This window comes from Rhodanobacter sp. Root561 (genome assembly GCF_001427365.1).
In the GTDB taxonomy this organism is placed as follows: Bacteria; Pseudomonadota; Gammaproteobacteria; order Xanthomonadales; family Rhodanobacteraceae; genus Rhodanobacter.
The window spans coordinates 236,419-251,794 of the sequence record NZ_LMGH01000016.1; the positions used below are offsets into that span (position 1 = coordinate 236,419).

At 67.0% G+C, this 15,376-nt stretch carries 15 protein-coding genes; 8 read left to right on the top strand and 7 right to left on the bottom strand.

Annotated elements, in window-relative coordinates; all coding sequences use genetic code 11:
- Positions 1 to 5: 5 nt before the first annotated feature.
- Complete coding sequence (locus ASD55_RS17470) at positions 6 to 980, bottom strand: mitochondrial fission ELM1 family protein (RefSeq protein ID WP_056768249.1); 975 nt, start codon at positions 978 to 980, stop codon at positions 6 to 8.
- Positions 981 to 1,232: 252 nt separating this feature from the next.
- Between ASD55_RS17470 and ASD55_RS17475 the strand changes: the two genes are divergently transcribed.
- Positions 1,233 to 1,817 (top strand): YceI family protein, encoded by a 585-nt coding sequence (locus ASD55_RS17475; RefSeq protein WP_056768251.1) that lies wholly within the window; start codon positions 1,233 to 1,235, stop codon positions 1,815 to 1,817.
- Positions 1,818 to 1,883: 66 nt separating this feature from the next.
- Here the strand turns inward: ASD55_RS17475 and ASD55_RS17480 are convergent, their stop codons facing one another.
- On the bottom strand, positions 1,884 to 3,149 hold the full coding sequence (locus tag ASD55_RS17480; RefSeq protein ID WP_056768254.1) for a Yip1 family protein: 1,266 nt from the start codon (positions 3,147 to 3,149) through the stop codon (positions 1,884 to 1,886).
- Between the two features lie 197 nt (positions 3,150 to 3,346).
- Here ASD55_RS17480 and ASD55_RS17485 point away from each other — a divergent pair, with 197 nt between their 5' ends.
- From ASD55_RS17485 to ASD55_RS17500, 4 genes are all read left to right on the top strand, one after another.
- The gene (locus tag ASD55_RS17485; RefSeq protein WP_056718035.1) at positions 3,347 to 3,556 is read left to right on the top strand and encodes a zinc-finger domain-containing protein; all 210 of its coding nucleotides are present in this window, start codon (positions 3,347 to 3,349) and stop codon (positions 3,554 to 3,556) included.
- 78 nt (positions 3,557 to 3,634) lie between these two features.
- Positions 3,635 to 4,762 carry a glycosyltransferase gene (locus ASD55_RS17490; RefSeq protein ID WP_056768377.1) on the top strand — a complete coding sequence of 376 codons (1,128 nt, stop codon included), beginning with the start codon at positions 3,635 to 3,637 and terminating at the stop codon, positions 4,760 to 4,762.
- 74 nt (positions 4,763 to 4,836) lie between these two features.
- The gene (locus ASD55_RS17495) at positions 4,837 to 6,228 is read left to right on the top strand and encodes an O-antigen ligase family protein (RefSeq protein WP_082542845.1); all 1,392 of its coding nucleotides are present in this window, start codon (positions 4,837 to 4,839) and stop codon (positions 6,226 to 6,228) included.
- Positions 6,218 to 6,994 carry a glycosyltransferase family 2 protein gene (locus ASD55_RS17500; RefSeq protein ID WP_056768257.1) on the top strand — a complete coding sequence of 259 codons (777 nt, stop codon included), beginning with the start codon at positions 6,218 to 6,220 and terminating at the stop codon, positions 6,992 to 6,994. The genes ASD55_RS17495 and ASD55_RS17500 overlap by 11 nt, the downstream gene beginning before the upstream one ends.
- On the opposite strand, the gene lpxL is transcribed toward ASD55_RS17500, so the two are convergent.
- Positions 6,988 to 7,905 carry an LpxL/LpxP family Kdo(2)-lipid IV(A) lauroyl/palmitoleoyl acyltransferase gene (lpxL, locus tag ASD55_RS17505; protein ID WP_235577869.1) on the bottom strand — a complete coding sequence of 306 codons (918 nt, stop codon included), beginning with the start codon at positions 7,903 to 7,905 and terminating at the stop codon, positions 6,988 to 6,990. The genes ASD55_RS17500 and lpxL overlap by 7 nt on opposite strands.
- Positions 7,906 to 8,029: 124 nt before the next feature.
- Between lpxL and waaA the strand changes: the two genes are divergently transcribed.
- Complete coding sequence (waaA, locus tag ASD55_RS17510) at positions 8,030 to 9,271, top strand: lipid IV(A) 3-deoxy-D-manno-octulosonic acid transferase (protein ID WP_235577872.1); 1,242 nt, start codon at positions 8,030 to 8,032, stop codon at positions 9,269 to 9,271.
- Between the two features lie 69 nt (positions 9,272 to 9,340).
- Here the strand turns inward: waaA and ASD55_RS17515 are convergent, their stop codons facing one another.
- Together ASD55_RS17515 and ASD55_RS17520 are read right to left on the bottom strand one after the other, a co-directional pair.
- Positions 9,341 to 10,642, bottom strand: coding sequence for a TolC family outer membrane protein (locus ASD55_RS17515; RefSeq protein WP_056718040.1), 1,302 nt, complete (start codon positions 10,640 to 10,642; stop codon positions 9,341 to 9,343).
- Positions 10,643 to 10,676: 34 nt separating this feature from the next.
- Positions 10,677 to 11,336: a protein-L-isoaspartate O-methyltransferase gene (locus tag ASD55_RS17520; RefSeq protein WP_056768378.1), complete on the bottom strand. Its 660-nt coding sequence runs from the start codon at positions 11,334 to 11,336 to the stop codon at positions 10,677 to 10,679.
- A 261-nt stretch (positions 11,337 to 11,597) separates the two neighbouring features.
- Here ASD55_RS17520 and ASD55_RS17525 point away from each other — a divergent pair, with 261 nt between their 5' ends.
- Both ASD55_RS17525 and ASD55_RS17530 read left to right on the top strand, forming a co-directional pair.
- Positions 11,598 to 12,263, top strand: a complete 666-nt coding sequence (locus tag ASD55_RS17525; RefSeq protein WP_056768263.1) for a TetR/AcrR family transcriptional regulator — start codon at positions 11,598 to 11,600, stop codon at positions 12,261 to 12,263.
- Positions 12,264 to 12,344: 81 nt separating this feature from the next.
- Positions 12,345 to 12,944: a ferritin-like domain-containing protein gene (locus ASD55_RS17530; RefSeq protein WP_056768265.1), complete on the top strand. Its 600-nt coding sequence runs from the start codon at positions 12,345 to 12,347 to the stop codon at positions 12,942 to 12,944.
- Between the two features lie 84 nt (positions 12,945 to 13,028).
- Here the strand turns inward: ASD55_RS17530 and ASD55_RS17535 are convergent, their stop codons facing one another.
- On the bottom strand, positions 13,029 to 14,045 hold the full coding sequence (locus ASD55_RS17535; RefSeq protein WP_056768266.1) for a zinc-binding alcohol dehydrogenase family protein: 1,017 nt from the start codon (positions 14,043 to 14,045) through the stop codon (positions 13,029 to 13,031).
- Positions 14,046 to 14,104: 59 nt separating this feature from the next.
- Complete coding sequence (locus tag ASD55_RS17540; RefSeq protein ID WP_056768267.1) at positions 14,105 to 15,325, bottom strand: MFS transporter; 1,221 nt, start codon at positions 15,323 to 15,325, stop codon at positions 14,105 to 14,107.
- Positions 15,326 to 15,376 lie beyond the last annotated feature (51 nt).

Genomic DNA, 15,376 nt, shown 5'->3' on the forward strand with positions numbered 1-15,376 from the left:
GTGATTCAGTTCGATTGCCGTCGCGCGATCAGCGCAAGCAAATCGGCGGCGATCGCTGCGGTCTCGCGCAGTGGCGGCGGTGGACGAGCGGCCGGGCCGTCCAGGTCGTGCAGCCGCCCGGCCTCGCGCAGGGCGTGATGGAAACGCCCGATCTTCGCCGGCAACGGCGCGGCGACGAAAGTCTGAACCGGGCAGCCCACGGCGCAGGCTTCCGAAAGCATGTTCACCGAATCGGGAGTGACCACCAGCCGGTCGGCCCAGCCGAGCACGCCCGGATAGGGATTGCGGCCGTCGTCGGGTCCGGCCCAGACCAGGCCGGGCACGTCGCGCAGGCTGCGGCGGAACACTTCGACCAGCACGGGCGAGGTGCGTCGCGAACCGAGCACCAGCAGGCTGCCGCCTTCGCCATGCTGGCGTTCGAGCAGTCGCGTCGACAGCTGGCGCGCATAGTCGCCGTCCAGCGTGATGCCCTGGCGCGAGCCGCCGAGCAGGACGCCGACGCGCGGCTGCGGCAAGTCGGCAAAGCCGGGGCAGGCATCGCGGCCGTCGGCCAGCCATTCGTCGTCGACCGGATTCAGCGAGCCGAGTGGCTGCAGCACGTTGGGGCCGTCGAGCCGGTCATGACGGGGCGCGATGACGGTGTCCCAGTGGGCGGGATCGATCCGCGGGTCCAGGATCTGCACGGTGTAGCACTGTCCGTCGGACAGGCGGCGCAGCATGCGGGTGAACAGGGCGGCCGCGCGGCCGCAGCCGATCGCCACGTTCGGCCAGGGCGGCGCGAACAGGCGGCGCTGGCGGGCGGACAGGGCCAGTCGCCCGCCGAGTTCCAGTTTCGGCGCCAGCCATGACCACGGCGCCCGCGGCTGCAGCACCAGGTGACGCATGGGCATGCCCAGATACTCCGCCAGCGCCAGCGCCTGCCGCTGGTTGCCGGCGGCCGTGTCGGTGATCACCCAGCATTCGCCATGCAGGTTCAGCATGAGGCTGCAGGCTCCGTCACTGTTTCCCGAATGACCACTCTACGTTCTTCCCATGGGTGGACCGTTCGCCTGCAGCCGCCTATACACTGGCAGGATACCGTCACTTCGGGCGCGCCCCGCCACAGGATAGCGATGCGCGGGTGGCTTTCCGAGGCCAGCCGCAACCTGTTCGGGCGTCGCCCCCGCCTGGCGTTCGACGAAGCCTGCACGTTCGCTTGAACCACACTTCCCACCATTCACAGGAGCTTACCTATGCGTGCACTGAAATGCCTCGCTTTCGCCGGCCTGCTCGGCGCCGCCGTGTCGGTCCAGGCCGCCCCGGTCACCTACCAGCTCGACCCGAGCCACACCATGGTCCTGTTCAGCTGGAACCACTTCGGCTACTCCAACCCCACCGCCGACCTCGGCCTGGGCGAGGGCACCGTGGTGTTCGATGAACAGCACCCGGCCAATTCCAGCGTGGAAGTGACCCTGCCGCTGGCCCGCCTCGACACCCACGTGGCGGCGCTGGACGAGCACCTGAAGAAGCCGGACTTCCTCGATGCCGACAAGTACCCGGTGGTGACTTTCAAGAGCACGGCGGTGCAGCCGCTGGGCGGCAACAAGTTCAAGGTGACCGGCAACCTCACCGTGCACGGTGTGACCAAGACGGTGGTGCTGGACGCGACGCTGAACAAGATCGGCCCGCATCCGATGAGCAAGGCGCCGTCGATCGGTTTCGACGCCACCGCCAGCATCAAGCGCTCGGATTTCGGCGTCGGCGCCTATGTGCCTAACGTCAGCGACGAGCTCGCCATCCGCATCACCACCGAAGGCTCGGTGCCGAAGAAGAAGTAAGTCTGCGCGAACACAAAAAAAGCCGCGCCGGTGACGGCGCGGCTTTTTCGTGTTCGGACGAGTGGGTCAGTTCGCCTTGACGCCGGTGTCCTTCAGCGATTCCAGCCGGGACAGGTCGACGCTGCCGACCGCCTGCTTCAGCTGGTCGATGCTGTCGACATTGCCGGTGGCCTTCACGGTGAATCGCTTGCCGACCACCACGCTGTACTCGCCGTATTTCGACTGCGTATCCCATGCCTCGTGGACCAGGTTGCCGCCGGCGCTGTAAGTCTTCTCGTAGCCGTGCTCGGTCTGCTTTTCCTCCTCCGGCGCCATCGCACTGGCCAGCGACATCAGCCCTTTGGCGCCGCCGGTATCGGAAACTTCCAGCGTGAGGTGCTGGCCGTTGTCGGCGGAATAGTCGGCGCTGGCTTCGGAGATCTGCATGCCCATCGCCTTGTTGCGCTGGGCCGACAGGCTGCTGCGCTTGAGGTTGCCCAGGCTGTCGGGCAGGAAGGCCTTGATCTGGTCCGGTGCCAGCGCCTCGACGTTGCCGTCGGTGCCGGCCATCGCGCCCATCATCTTGCCCATCGCGGCGGATTGCGCGGCGCTGTCGCCGGATTTCTGCGCGGCTTCCATGTCCTTGCTGGCCTGTTCGGCGCGCTTGCCCATCGCGGCCAGCTGCCCCATCGCGCTGTTGCCGTCGATGGTGACGCTGTCGCCATTGCTGCCGGTGACATGCATGCCGCCCATCGCCGCGCCGGTGAGTGCGGCGGTGCCGACCACGCCGATCACGATGGCGCCCACGATCCAGCTCAGCACGAAGGCGATGATCACGCTGACCGCGGTGTAGCCGGCCGATTTTTCGGTCGGACATTTCATCGTCTGCGGCAGGCCGAGGTAGAGCAGGTACACGCCATAGATCGCGCCGGCGAGCGCAACCAGCCAGCCCAGCCAGGGAACGATCACGGCGATGCCCGCAATCCAGCTGGCGGTCCACGCGTAGGCCACGGTCTTGAGGGCCTGCACCATGTCCTTCTGGCCGCCGAAGGTGGGGGCCAGCGCGTTGATGATCAGCGCCATCAGGTAGACCACGACCAGCGACAGCAGGTAGCCCAGCACCATGCGGGTGATGCCGCCACCGATCGAGTCGCGCACGGTGATGCCGAATGCGCTGGTGCCGATCAGGCTGCCTTTGATGAAGGCGGCCACCGCGGGCAGGGCGGCGAGGATGAGGATGTAGCCAGTAAACAGGCTGTTCACCGTGGCCGGTTCGGCGGCGGCCACGGGCCACTCGGTCTTCGGCGTGGTCAGTATGGCCTTGACGCGTGCAATGATCTTTCCTGAATCCATGGTCAGCTCCCGAACTCGTTGCAGTGGGCCCGGCACGAAACGCCGGGTCGTGGATGAGTGCTCACGTGATGAGGACCGCCACCGCAGCCTCACGGCTGGGAGCTGCGTCCGGCTTCCTTGGGTACCCCTGCTGTCCCCCGACAGAAGGCTGCAGCCTGCTACCATTTGCGGCCTGATGTCCAGTCTGGAGTTCACTGATGTCATCCCCCCGCTCTGCGGCGGCGCCGATGGTGCCGGCAAATGCCGAAAATCGTTATGAAGTGACGCGCGCAGACCTGCCGCTGTCCTGTCCCATGCCCGGCATGGAACTGTGGAATTCGCATCCGAAGGTCTACCTGCCGATCGTCGATGATGGCGGCGAGTCAACCTGTGCCTACTGTGGCGCCTGTTACGTGCTGCAGGACTGAGCTTTCGGGCCAGTCACACCCTTCGGCGGCATTGTTCTTGCTTGCCTTCATGGAATGAAAGCCGCCAGCCCCGAGCTCATGTCCAGCATTGCCGTGCCCGCCAAGCTGCTGACCGTGGTCCAGTTGATCCCTGCGCTGCACTCCGGTGGCGCCGAGCGGTCAGCGCTGGAGATTGCCCGTGCGCTGGTGCAGGCTGGCCACCGCTCGGTGGTGATCTCGGCGGGTGGCCGGCTGGTCGAGCAATTGAAGGCCGAGGGCAGCGAGCACATCACGCTGGACATCGGCCGCAAGTCGCTGTCTACGCTGGGCCATCTGGGCGCCTTGCGGCGCCTGCTGCGCGAAATCAAGCCGGACATCGTGCATGCCCGGTCGCGGCTGCCGGCCTGGATGGGCTGGTGGGCGTTGAAGGGCATGTCGCCGCGGCCGCATTTCCTCACCACCGTGCACGGGCTCAATTCACCCGGGCGTTACAGTGCGATCCTGCTGCGCGGCGAGCGCGTGGTGGCGGTGTCACAGACCTTGCGCGACTACGTGCTGAGCCACTACCGCTGGCTGGAGCCGGGCCGGGTCAAGGTGATTCCGCGGGGCATCGATCCGCAGGCGTTTCCCTATGGCCACCGGCCCGATGACGCCTGGCAGAAGGCCTTTCTTGCCGAGTTTCCCGCGCTGACCGGCGCACCCCTGCTGACCCTGCCGGGTCGTGGCACGCGCCTGAAAGGGCACCATGACGCGATCGAGCTGCTGGCCGACCTGAAGCGACGGGGGATCGAGGCGCGCCTGTTGTTGCTGGGGGTGATCGAACCCGGCCGTGAGGCCTACGTGGCGGAGCTGCAGGAACTGATCCGCTTGCGCGGGGTGACTTCGCAGGTGGTGCTGAGCCCGCCGCGCGACGACGTGCGCGACATCTACGCGATTTCCGCGCTGGTGCTGCAGCTGTCGAACCGGCCCGAATCGTTCGGCCGCACCGTGGTCGAGGCGCTGTCGCTGTGCCGTCCGGTGCTGGGCTACGCCCATGGCGGCGTCGGCGAATTGCTGGCCGAGTTGTACCCCGCCGGCCGGGTGCCTCCCGGTGACCGCGAGCGGCTGGTGGAGCGCGCCGCCGAATTGCTGCGGGTAGCGCCGCCGATCTCGCCGCTGCAGAGCTATCGCCTGGGCGACATGCAGCAGGCCACGCTCGCCCTGTACGACGAAATCGCCGCGTCCTGATCAGGTCGCCGCGGCGTGCGGATTGGCTGCGGCGGCTCGCCTACAATGCGGGATCGCAGTCATCCGGTTCATGCATGAATTCGTTCGGCACCTCACTCAAGGGCGCGTTGCGCTCGCCACTGCTGCCGTTCTGGCTGGTGATCGCGCTGCTGCCGTTCGGGCGCAGTTCCGAGCTGGGCACCGTGTTGTGCCTGCTCGGCGTGATCATGCTGTTCGCCCGCGATCCGCAGGCCTTGCAGCAGCACGCGGGGGCACGCCTGCTGCTCTGGCTGCTGGCCGCCTACGTCGGGGCGGCGCTGTGCTCCGCGCTCGATGCGGTCCGGCCGGGCAAGAGCTGGAGCACGGTGGCCGCGCTGTTGCGCTATGCGCCGCTGGGTTTGTACGCGTGCTTTGCGATCCGCCGCGAAAGCAAGCTGCAGGCCCTGTATGTGGCGGTGGCCTGGGTATTGGCGCTGTGGTGTCTGGATGCCTGGGTGCAGGCGCTGACCGGCTGGAGCCTTGGCGGCCAGGCGGAGGCCGAGCGCGTCTCCGGCATCTTCGGTGCGGACAACCTCAAGTTGGGACCCACCCTGGCGGTGCTGTCGCCGTTTGCGCTCTGGACCGCGCGACGGCGCTGGGGCTTGCCGGGTCTGCTGCTCGCCTTTGCCCTGATCCTGGGCCCGATCCTGCTGGCCGGTGCGCGCGCCGCGTGGCTGTGCTACGTGCTGGTGGCGCTGGGCTTTGCCTGGCGCGAGACGAAATCGCCGCTGCGCTTTGCCGGCTTCTGCGCGGTGGCGGCGCTGCTGCTGGCGCTGGCCGGGGGACTGGCCTGGAAGACTTCGACGCGCTTCCATGACCGCATCGATCGCACCCTGCTGGCCCTGCACGGCACCGACCAGTCGCTGGACGCCGCGCTCAGCGGCCGCCTCGACATCTGGCATGCCAGCGTCGGGATGTTCGCCGCGCATCCGCTCAACGGCGTGGGCGTGCGTGGCTATCGTTATGCGTATCCGCAGTACGCCCCGGCGAATGATCATTTCGTGGTATCGACCGAAGCCTGCGGCGTCGGCGAAGGTGCCTGTCATGCCCACCAGCTGGTGCTCGAGATACTTACCGAGACCGGTTCGATCGGCCTGCTGCTGTGGCTGGCCGGCGTCGTGCTGGCATGGCGGGCGTGGCGCAGCGTGGGTGCGGCAGCGCGGGAGCGTGCGTTCCCGGTGAGCCTGGCCTTGGGCGTGATGCTGTTTCCGCTGAACACCCATCTGGCCTTCTATTCGGCCTGGTGGGGGTTGCTGTTCGCCTGGTTGCTCGGTCTGTGGTGTGCCAGTTTGTTCGTTGCCGGCGTCCCTGCCGGCGAAGAAGAGCCCGGCATCCGTGCCGGACTGCCCGAATTTGTAGCCGGCATCCCAGCCGGCAAAGAAGAGCCCGGCGTCCCTGCCGGACTTCTCAAAAGAGCTGCCTCCGTGGAGGCCCGCGATGGGGCGTGAGCCGTTGTCGGTGGTGGTGACCACGTTCAACAGCGCCGCCACGCTGGACGCCTGCCTGCGCGGCGTGAGCTGGGCGGACGAGATCGTGGTGCTGGACTCCGGTTCCACCGACGCCGGCATGGCGATCGCGGCCCGCTACGGTGCGCGCATCCACGCCCAGCCGTTTGCCGGATACAGCGCGCAAAAACAGGCGGCGATTGATCTGGCCAGCCATCGCTGGGTGCTGCTGCTCGATTCGGACGAGTCGCTGGACGAAGCGTCGATCGCGCCGCTGCAGCAGGCGCTGCTGGCGCCGACCTGCGCGGGATACCAGTTGTGGCGGCGCGAGTGGCAGTTCTGGCGCTGGCAATCGCGACGGGCGCGGCTCAACCACTACGTGCGCCTGTTCGATCGACAACATGCCCGCATGAGCCGCCATGAGGTGCACGAGGAGGTGCAGGTGGACGGCGCGATCGGGGTGCTCGATGTCGTCATCGATCACCACGGCGAGCCCGACATCAGCGGACGCGTGGGCAAGGCTGATCGCTATTCCAGCCTGCAGCTTCCCGACTTGGCCAGGCGCCGGGTCGGCGGGTTGCGACTGCGCATGGTGGCGTATCCGACGGTGGCCTTCCTGCGCTACTACCTGCTGCGCGGCCATTGGCGTTCCGGCTGGGCCGGCTTCATCGCCGCCCGCATCCACGCGTTCTACGCGTTCCTGAAGTACGCGAAGCTGTACGAGCTCGAGCAGCGGCGTTCGAAGCGGGGAACCGGCGACGATCAGTAGATCGCAGGCGCGCCCGGCGGCCGGGTCTTGAAGCGCTTGTGCACCCACAGGTACTGCTCGGGCGCCTCGCGCACCATCTGTTCGATGCAGGCATTGACGCGTGCGGTGTCGGCTTCCGCAGCGGGTCCCGGGAAGTCTTCGAGCGGCGTGCCCAGGCGCAGGACGTAGCCCTGGTTGCCGGGCAGGCGGCGATGGAAGAACGGAATCACCTTCGCGCCGGACATCCGCGCCAGGTGATGGGTGGCGGTGATGGTGGCCGCCGGCACGCCGAAGAACGGCGCAAACACGGTGTCCTTGCTGCGCATGTCCTGGTCCGGCGCGTACCAGAGGGTGCCGCCGTTGCGCAGGTATTTCACCGTGCCGCGGATGTCGTCCTTGTCGAACATGGCGTCGGCGTAATCCAGTCGCGCGCGCAGCACCGCCCACTCGAACACGGTCGAGTCCATCCGCCGATACATGCCGGCGATGCGGATGCGCTGCGAGACCAGTCGCGCGCACAGCTCCAGATGCGAGAAATGTCCGCCCACCAGCAGCACGCCCCGACCTTCCGCCCGCGCCGCTTCCAGATGCTCCAGTCCCTCGATGCGGGTGGGGATCGCCGCGATGCGCCGGTCGCTGCCCATCCAGCCCAGCGCGAACTCCACCAGCATCAGGCCGATGTCGCGCAGGTTGGCGTCGACCAGGCGTGCCCGGGCGTCGGCGTCGAGTTCGGGGAAACACAGGGCGAGGTTGGCTGCGGCGATGCGCTTTCGCGCCGAAGGAATGCGCAGCACCAGGGCGCCGAGGCGACGGCCCAACCACATCAGCACAGGTTGCGGCAGTCGTGCGATCAGCCAGATCGTGGCCACGCCCAGCCACGCCGGCCAGTGACGAGGTGCGAGCAGCGAACGGTGGAAGGCGGGACGGGACATGCCGGGCATCGTGGGCATTGTAGTGGATCGCGGACGGCTGTTCCGCGTGGCCTCGTTCCCGCTCTCGTATACTGCCGCGTCAACACCACGAGTCGTGCCATTGCGCTATCTCTACACACTGGCGATGTTCCTGGTCACGCCGTTGCTGGTGCTGCGGCTGCTGGCGCGCGGGGTGCGTTCGCGGCCTTACCACCAGCGCTGGCCGGAGCGCTTCGGGTTCTTCAGGACGCCGGGCTTCAACGGCAGCCTGTGGGTGCACGCGGTGTCGGTGGGCGAGGTGAATGCTGCCGAGCCCCTGATCAAGGCACTGCAACGCGATTACCCCAAGGCGCAACTGGTGGTCACCACGGTGACTCCGACCGGCACGGCGCGCGTGCAACAGTTGTTCGGCGACAGCGTGTTCCATGTCTATCTGCCGTATGACCTGCCGTACGCGGTGAGCCGCTTCCTGAAGAAGATCCGGCCACGGCTGGCGCTGATCGTCGAGACGGAGATCTGGCCCAACCTCTACTTTGCCTGTCGCCGCCGCGGCATTCCGCTGATGATCGTCAATGCGCGATTGTCCGAGCGTTCGCTGCGCGGCTACCGGCCGCTGCGCGGGCTGCTGCGATCCGCCTTGCGTTGCGTGACCCTGATCGCCGCGCAGTCACGCACTGATGCCGCACGCTATCGCCTGCTCGGTGCCGATCCGCAACAGGTGCTGGTCACCGGCAACATGAAGTTCGACATGCCCATACCCGATGGCGCGGTGGAGCTGGCCGCCGGCATGCGCGAGCAGTGGGGGCCGCGTCGCCCGGTGTGGATGGCGGCGAGCACGCACGAGGGTGAAGAGCAGGCGGTGCTGGAGGCGCACCTGCAGGTGCTCAAGCGACTGCCCGATGCGCTGCTGCTGCTGGCGCCACGCCATCCCGAACGGTTCCGGCTGGTCGAACACTCGGTGCGCAGCCTGGGTTTCACGGTGGCCACGCGCGGTCTCGAAGGCGTGCCGTCGTCTTCGCACCAGGTCTTCGTGATCGACGCGATGGGCCAGCTGATGCCGTTCTTCGCCGGCTCCGACGTGGCCTTCGTCGGCGGCAGCCTGGTGCCGATCGGTGGCCACAACGTGCTGGAGCCGGCAGCGCTGTCGGTGCCGGTGCTGGTCGGGCCACACACCTTCAATTTCGACGAGATCACCCGCAGCCTGATCGAGCAGGGTGGCGCGATGCGCGTGACCGGCGCCGCGCAACTGGGCCCCGACGTGCTACGGCTGTTGCTGGATGCGGCCAGCCGCGAACGCATGGGTCGCGATGCCCAGGGCGTGTTCGAACGAGAGCGCGGGGCGGTGCAGCGGGTCATGCAACTGATCGACGGCATGCTGCAGGAATGACGGATCGTCCGCCCGGAAACAGAACGGCCGGGACATGCCCGGCCGTTCCGTGAAACGTGGCGCCGCGGTTTACTGCAGCAACGCGTTGATCTGCTCGATGTCCTTCACGTCGGCGGTGCCGGCAGTCTGCTTGAGCAGCAGCTTGTTGAGGATGAACTGGTGCCGCGCCTGCGAGTAGCTGCTCTCCGACGAGGTCAGGGTCTGGATCGCCAGCAGCACGTTGGTCATCGTCTGGGTGCCGACCTCGAACCCGGCGCGGGTCGCTTCCAGCGCCTTGCGGCCCGATTCCACCGAGGCCTTCGCCGATTCGACCTGGGCGATGCCGGCGATCACCGAGCGATAGTAGTTGAGCGTGTCGCGCACGACCTGGCGGCGCTGCGCTTCCAGCGCGTCGGCGGCGCCGTCGCGCTGGTAGATCGACTGGCGCACGAGTGACTGCGTGGCACCGCCGGAGAAGATCGGCACGTTGAGGGTCAGTCCGATCGTGGTCGAGGCGGGGTCGCGATAGCGGGCCGCGGCATTGCCTTCGGACCAGCCGGCTCCCTTGCCGTAGGACACGCCGGCGGTGATCGTGGGCAGATGCGCCGCCCGCGCCGCGCTGATGTTGTGCTGGGCGGTTTCCACGTTGCTCTTCTGGGCGAGCAGGTCGGGATTGGTTTCCAGCGCCTGCTTGACCCAGGCGTCCTGGTCGGCCGGGGACGGCGGCTGCATCGGCAGGTCGTCGCGCAGCTTCTTCAGGTCGCCGGTGGGCTTGCCGGTGATCTGGGCCAGCGCCTCGCGGGAATCATTGAGGGTGTTCTGCGCGGCGATCGTCTGCGACTTCGCCGCTTCGTAATACGCCTTGGCCTGGTAGACGTCGGTGATCGCCGAAAGGCCGACCTTGAAGCGCTGGTCAGACTGCTCGTACTGCTGGCGGAACGCGTCCTCGTTGGCCTTGGCGTAGGTGAGGCCATCCTCGCTGGTCAGCACGCCGAAGTAGGCGGCGACCACGCGCACGTAGAGTTGCTGCCCGGCGGAGGCGTACAGCTCGTCCTGGGCCTCGGACGCCGAGTGGGCGGCCTTGAGGTTGGCGTACTTGCTGAAGTCCAGCACGCTCTGGCTCAAGGTGCCGTTGATCGTGCGCGAGCGGCTGTGGCCGATCTGGCCGCCACCATTGGTCTGGTTCAGGCTCATGCTGGCGCCGATCTGCGGCAGCAGCGACGCGCGGGCCTGGGTCACGCCTTCACCGGTCGCCAGCCTGCTGGCGTCGGCCTGCGACAGCACCGGGTCGTTGTTGCGGGCTTCACGGTAGGCGTCCAGCAAGTCCTCGCCGTGGCTGGGCAGCGAGATGGCGGCCAGGGCCAGTGCAAGAGTGAGCAGCTTCAAACGCATGAGTTGCCTCGTGGGTATCGATTCGGGGATGAGCTCAGAACACGAACCGCGGCGGCGGCTCGGCGTGACTCAGGTAGGGAAGATCGGTTTCGAACAGGGCCTCTTCGCGGTAGCGACCGGCGCCCTCGTGCATGAGCAGGGTGGCATGCTGCACCGGCGATTCACCGCGGACCACCAGGGCGCGACCACCGGGCTTGAGCCAGGTCAGCCAGCGTGGCGGTATCGCATGCACCGCACCGGTCACCACCAGCCCGTCGAACAAGCCGTCGGGCTGCCACTGGTTCACGGCTTCGCCGGTGATCAGGTCAGCGTTGGAAACGCCGGCGGCCTGCAGGCGTTGACCGGCGGCCGCCGTGAAGTCCGCATGGATGTCGACGCTGGTGACATGCGCCGACAAGCCGGCCAGGCAGGCGGTGAGGAACCCCGAGCCGGTGCCGATTTCCAGCACGTGCTCGGTACCCTGCAGTTCCAGCGCCTGCAGCACGCGGCCTTCCACCACCGGCTTCATCATCACTTCGTTGTGGCCCAGCGGCAGGCACAGGTCGGCGAAGGCGAGCTGGCGATGTTCGGCGGCGACGAAATCCTCGCGGCGAACGCGGGCGATCACGTCCAGCACGCGGGCGTCCAGGACTTCCCACGGGCGCACCTGGTTTTCCACCATGTTGAGTCGCGCCTGCTCGATATTCATCGCCATCTGCTCGTGTCCCATGCGGATCGAAAAAGGTCAAAAAGGATAAGCGCTAGCGCGCGCTCCCACAATGACACGCTCCGACGGTCACAGCCTGCCGGTTGCGCGACGGGCCACGAAGTGCCGGAAGTCATCGGAAGCGGTTGACGCACGTCACCTGATGCACGCGTGCGTTCGACACGGGAACTGGCGCCGGTGCCTGTTCTGGAAAATAAATGAACCGGGGCGTATAATAAAGCGATGAACCCCGTTTGTGAAGGTGGAGGCATGAGCAGCAGCGCGCAAATCAGAGCCCAGGGTCCCGGTCGTCCGAAGGACATGGAGAAGCGTGCGGCCATTCTGGTCGCGGCGAAGGCGCTGTTCATCCGCAATGCCTTCGCCGGCACCAGCATGGATGCGATCGCCGCCGACGCCGGGGTGTCCAAGCTCACGGTGTACAGCCACTTCGGCGACAAGGACAACCTGTTCCGCGAAGTGATCCGTTCGCGCATCGAGGATCTGCTGCCGGAGGAAACCTATGCCTTCGACCCGCACGCGGACATCCGCGAGACCTTGTTGCGGGTGGCGCTGATCCATGCCCACCTCGACTGCAACGTGGAGACCGTGGGCACGTTTCGCGCCATCCTCAGTGATTGCCGTCAGGGCAATCCGCGCTACGGCAAGCTGATCTGGGAAGAAGGTGCCGCGCGCACGCATGGACTGATGGAGCGGCTGTTGCAGCAGGCGGTCGACGCCGGCCAGCTGGATATCGCGGACGTGCCACGCGCCTGCACGCAATTCCTCAGCCTGATCAAGGGCAACCTGATGATGCGCCAGATGTTCGGTTGCACGGATTGTCCCGAAAGCTATGCCGCAGAAATCGAAGCCACCGCTCGGGCTGGTGTCGACATGTTCCTGCGCGCCTATCTGCCGCGTGATTCGTCCGCGGCCTGAGTGGCAGGCGAGCTGGCGTTGACGCCGCCGCCACACCGGGTGACTAGACTGATCTGAATCCGCCCACGCAAGGGATATTTCATGGCCACCCAGTCGAAGTCCACGCCGTCGAAATCCACGCCGTTTCTTTCCGACATCGAGACGATCCGGCGGCGAGCACGGGAACACATGCAGCGCGGGGCGGTCACCGACAGCTACACGCTGGATCGGGAAACGGTGCTGAAGCTGCTCAACGAGGCGCTGGCCACCGAACTCGTCTGCGTATTGCGCTACAAGGCCCACCACTATCTTGCCTCCGGCATCAACGCCAAGAGCGTGGCCGCCGAATTCCTCGAACACGCCAACGAGGAACAAGGTCACGCGGACCTGATCGCCGAGCGCATCACCCAGCTCGATGGCAAACCCGATTTCTCGCCGGATGGCCTTTCCAGTCGCAGCCATGCCGAATTCGTGGTGCCCGAGGAACTGGCGGCGATGATCGAGGAAAACCTCGTTGCCGAACGCATCGCCATCGACAGCTATCGGGAAATCATCAACTACGTGGGTGACCAGGACACCACCACCAAGCGCATGCTGGAAGGCATCCTGGCGATGGAGGAAGAGCACGCCGAGGACATGAAGACCCTGATGGAGGATTTCGGCAAGAAAGGCGAACCGGCCAAGCCCGTTTCGTCGAGATAGTCCTGTCGAAAGGCCAGGAAATCCCTCGATCAAAAGTGTGGCTGGAACAGGAAGCAGGGTGGCCGCCGCCACCCTGCTTCATTTTTACCAGCCGGCCAGCACCAGTTTGCCGATCATGCTGCCGGATTCCAGCTGGCGATGCGCCTCGCGCAGGTTGGCGGCATGGATGGGCGTCAGGGTGGCGGTGCGCGTGCCGCGCAGTTCACCGCTGGCGAGCAGGGCTGCCACGCGTTCGAGGATGCGTCCCTGTTCGGCCTGGTCGTGCGTCTTGTAGCGGGCACGCGCGAACATCATTTCCCAGTGGATGCCGATGCACTTGGCCTTGTAGGGATCGCCGATCTTCAGCGCGCCGACCGGTTCCACGATCAGCCCCACGTGGCCTTGCGGCGCCAGCAGGTCGCCGATGACGGACCAGTAGCGGTCGGTGTCGGCGAGGTTGAGCACTGCATCGACCTGGGAGAAACCCAGCGCCTGCAGCTGCGCGACCAGCGGCTCGCGATGGTTGACCACGTGCTGCGCGCCCATCGTGCGGCACCAGTCGATGGTTTCGGCGCGCGAGGCGCTGGCGATCACGGTGAAACCAGCGCGGCGGGCCAGCTGGATCGCGATGGAGCCTACTCCGCCGGCGCCGCCGATGATCAACAGGGACTTTCCTTCGCCGCCGTGCTCGCTGTCGAACGGCATGCGCTGGAACAGCAGCTCCCAGGCCGTGAGCACGGTCAGCGGCAAGGCCGCGGCGTCGGCCAGTTCGACCGATGGCGGCACGTGGCCGACCAGCCGTGCATCCACCAGCTGGTACTGCGCGTTGCTGCCGGCCCGGGTGACGTCACCGGCGTAGTACACGCGATCGCCAGGCCGGAAGCCGGTCACCGCCGCGCCGACCGCCTCGACCGTGCCGGCGGCGTCATAGCCCAGCACCTTCGGCTGCACTTCCACCTGGGGCTTCGGCGAGCGCAGCTTGGTGTCGACCGGATTCACCGAAACCGCCTCCACGCGCACCAGCAAGTCATGTTCTCCCGCGACGGGGCGGGGCAGTTCGATGTCGATCAGCGATTGCGGATCGTCGATCGGCAGATAACGGGTGAGGGCGACGGCTTTCATGGGAGCTCCGGACTTCGGGCAGGGGACGGGAAAGAGTTTGCGCTGGCGCGAACGCGGTTTCAGCAGGATGCTTCGAGGCCGGCGGCGCGGGGCGCGACACGGGAAGCGTGGGCGCGATCCAGCCGCATGCTGTACAGCGCCACGATCAGGCCGAGCAGCGGCAAGGTCGCCGCCACCCAGGTCACCGCGCCCAGGCCCGGTCCGTGGCTGATCACCGCGCCGCCCAGCCACGCGCCGATCGCGTTGCCGAGGTTGAACGCGGCGATGTTGAAGCTCGACGCCAGCACGCCACCGCCGCTGGCCTTCTGCAGCACCCGCAGCTGCAGCGGCGCCACGGTGGCGAACCCGGCGATGCCGAACACCGCGGCAAACGCGATCATCGCCGGCTTGCTGTGCAGGGCCAAGGTCATCGTGCCCAGCACGACCGCCAGCACGACCAGCGAACCCAGCAGGGTCGCCATCAACCGTTTGTCGGCGAGCCGGCCGCCGAGCAGGTTGCCGACCACCATGCCGCCGCCGAACACCAGCAGGATCGGCGATACCGCGCTGTCGGCAAAGCCGGTGATGCGGGTCAGGATCGGCTGGATATAGGTGAACACCGCGAACACGCCGGCGAAGCCGAGCACGGTCATCAGCAGGCCCAGCAACACTTGCGGATGGGCGATGCCTTTCAGCTCCTCGACGAATTTCATCGGCGCGTGCCGGCTACGATCGGCCGGTACCAGCGTGGCGATGATGATCGTGGCCAGCACGCCGATCGCGGTCACCGCCCAGAACGTGGCGCGCCAGCCATGGTGCAGGCCCAGCCAGGCGCCGGCCGGCACGCCGAGCAGGGTCGCTACGGTGAGGCCGGTGAACATGATCGAGATCGCCGAGGCCTTGCGATCCTCCGCCACCAGCCCGGTCGCCACCACCGCGCCGACGCCGAAGAACGTGCCGTGGGCCAGCGAGGTGAGCACCCGCGCAATCATCAGCACGGTGTAGCTCGGCGCCAGCGCGCTGGCCAGGTTGCCCAGGGTGAAGATGATCATCAGGGCGATCAGCGCGGTCTTGTGCGGCAGCCGGCTGGTGGCCGCGGTCAGCAGCGGCGCGCCGACGAACACGCCCAGTGCATAGCCGGAGATCAGCAGGCCGGCGGCGGCGATGCCGACGTGCAGGTCGGCGGAGACCTGCAGCAGCAGGCCCATGATCACGAATTCGGTGGTGCCGATGCCGAACGCGCCGGCGGTCAGCGCGTACAGCGCCAGCGGGGTGCGTGGCCGGACGGAAGGGGAGCGCATGGCGACAGTCCTGAAGAAACGATGCGCCAGCTTAGGGATTTGCCTTTTCTG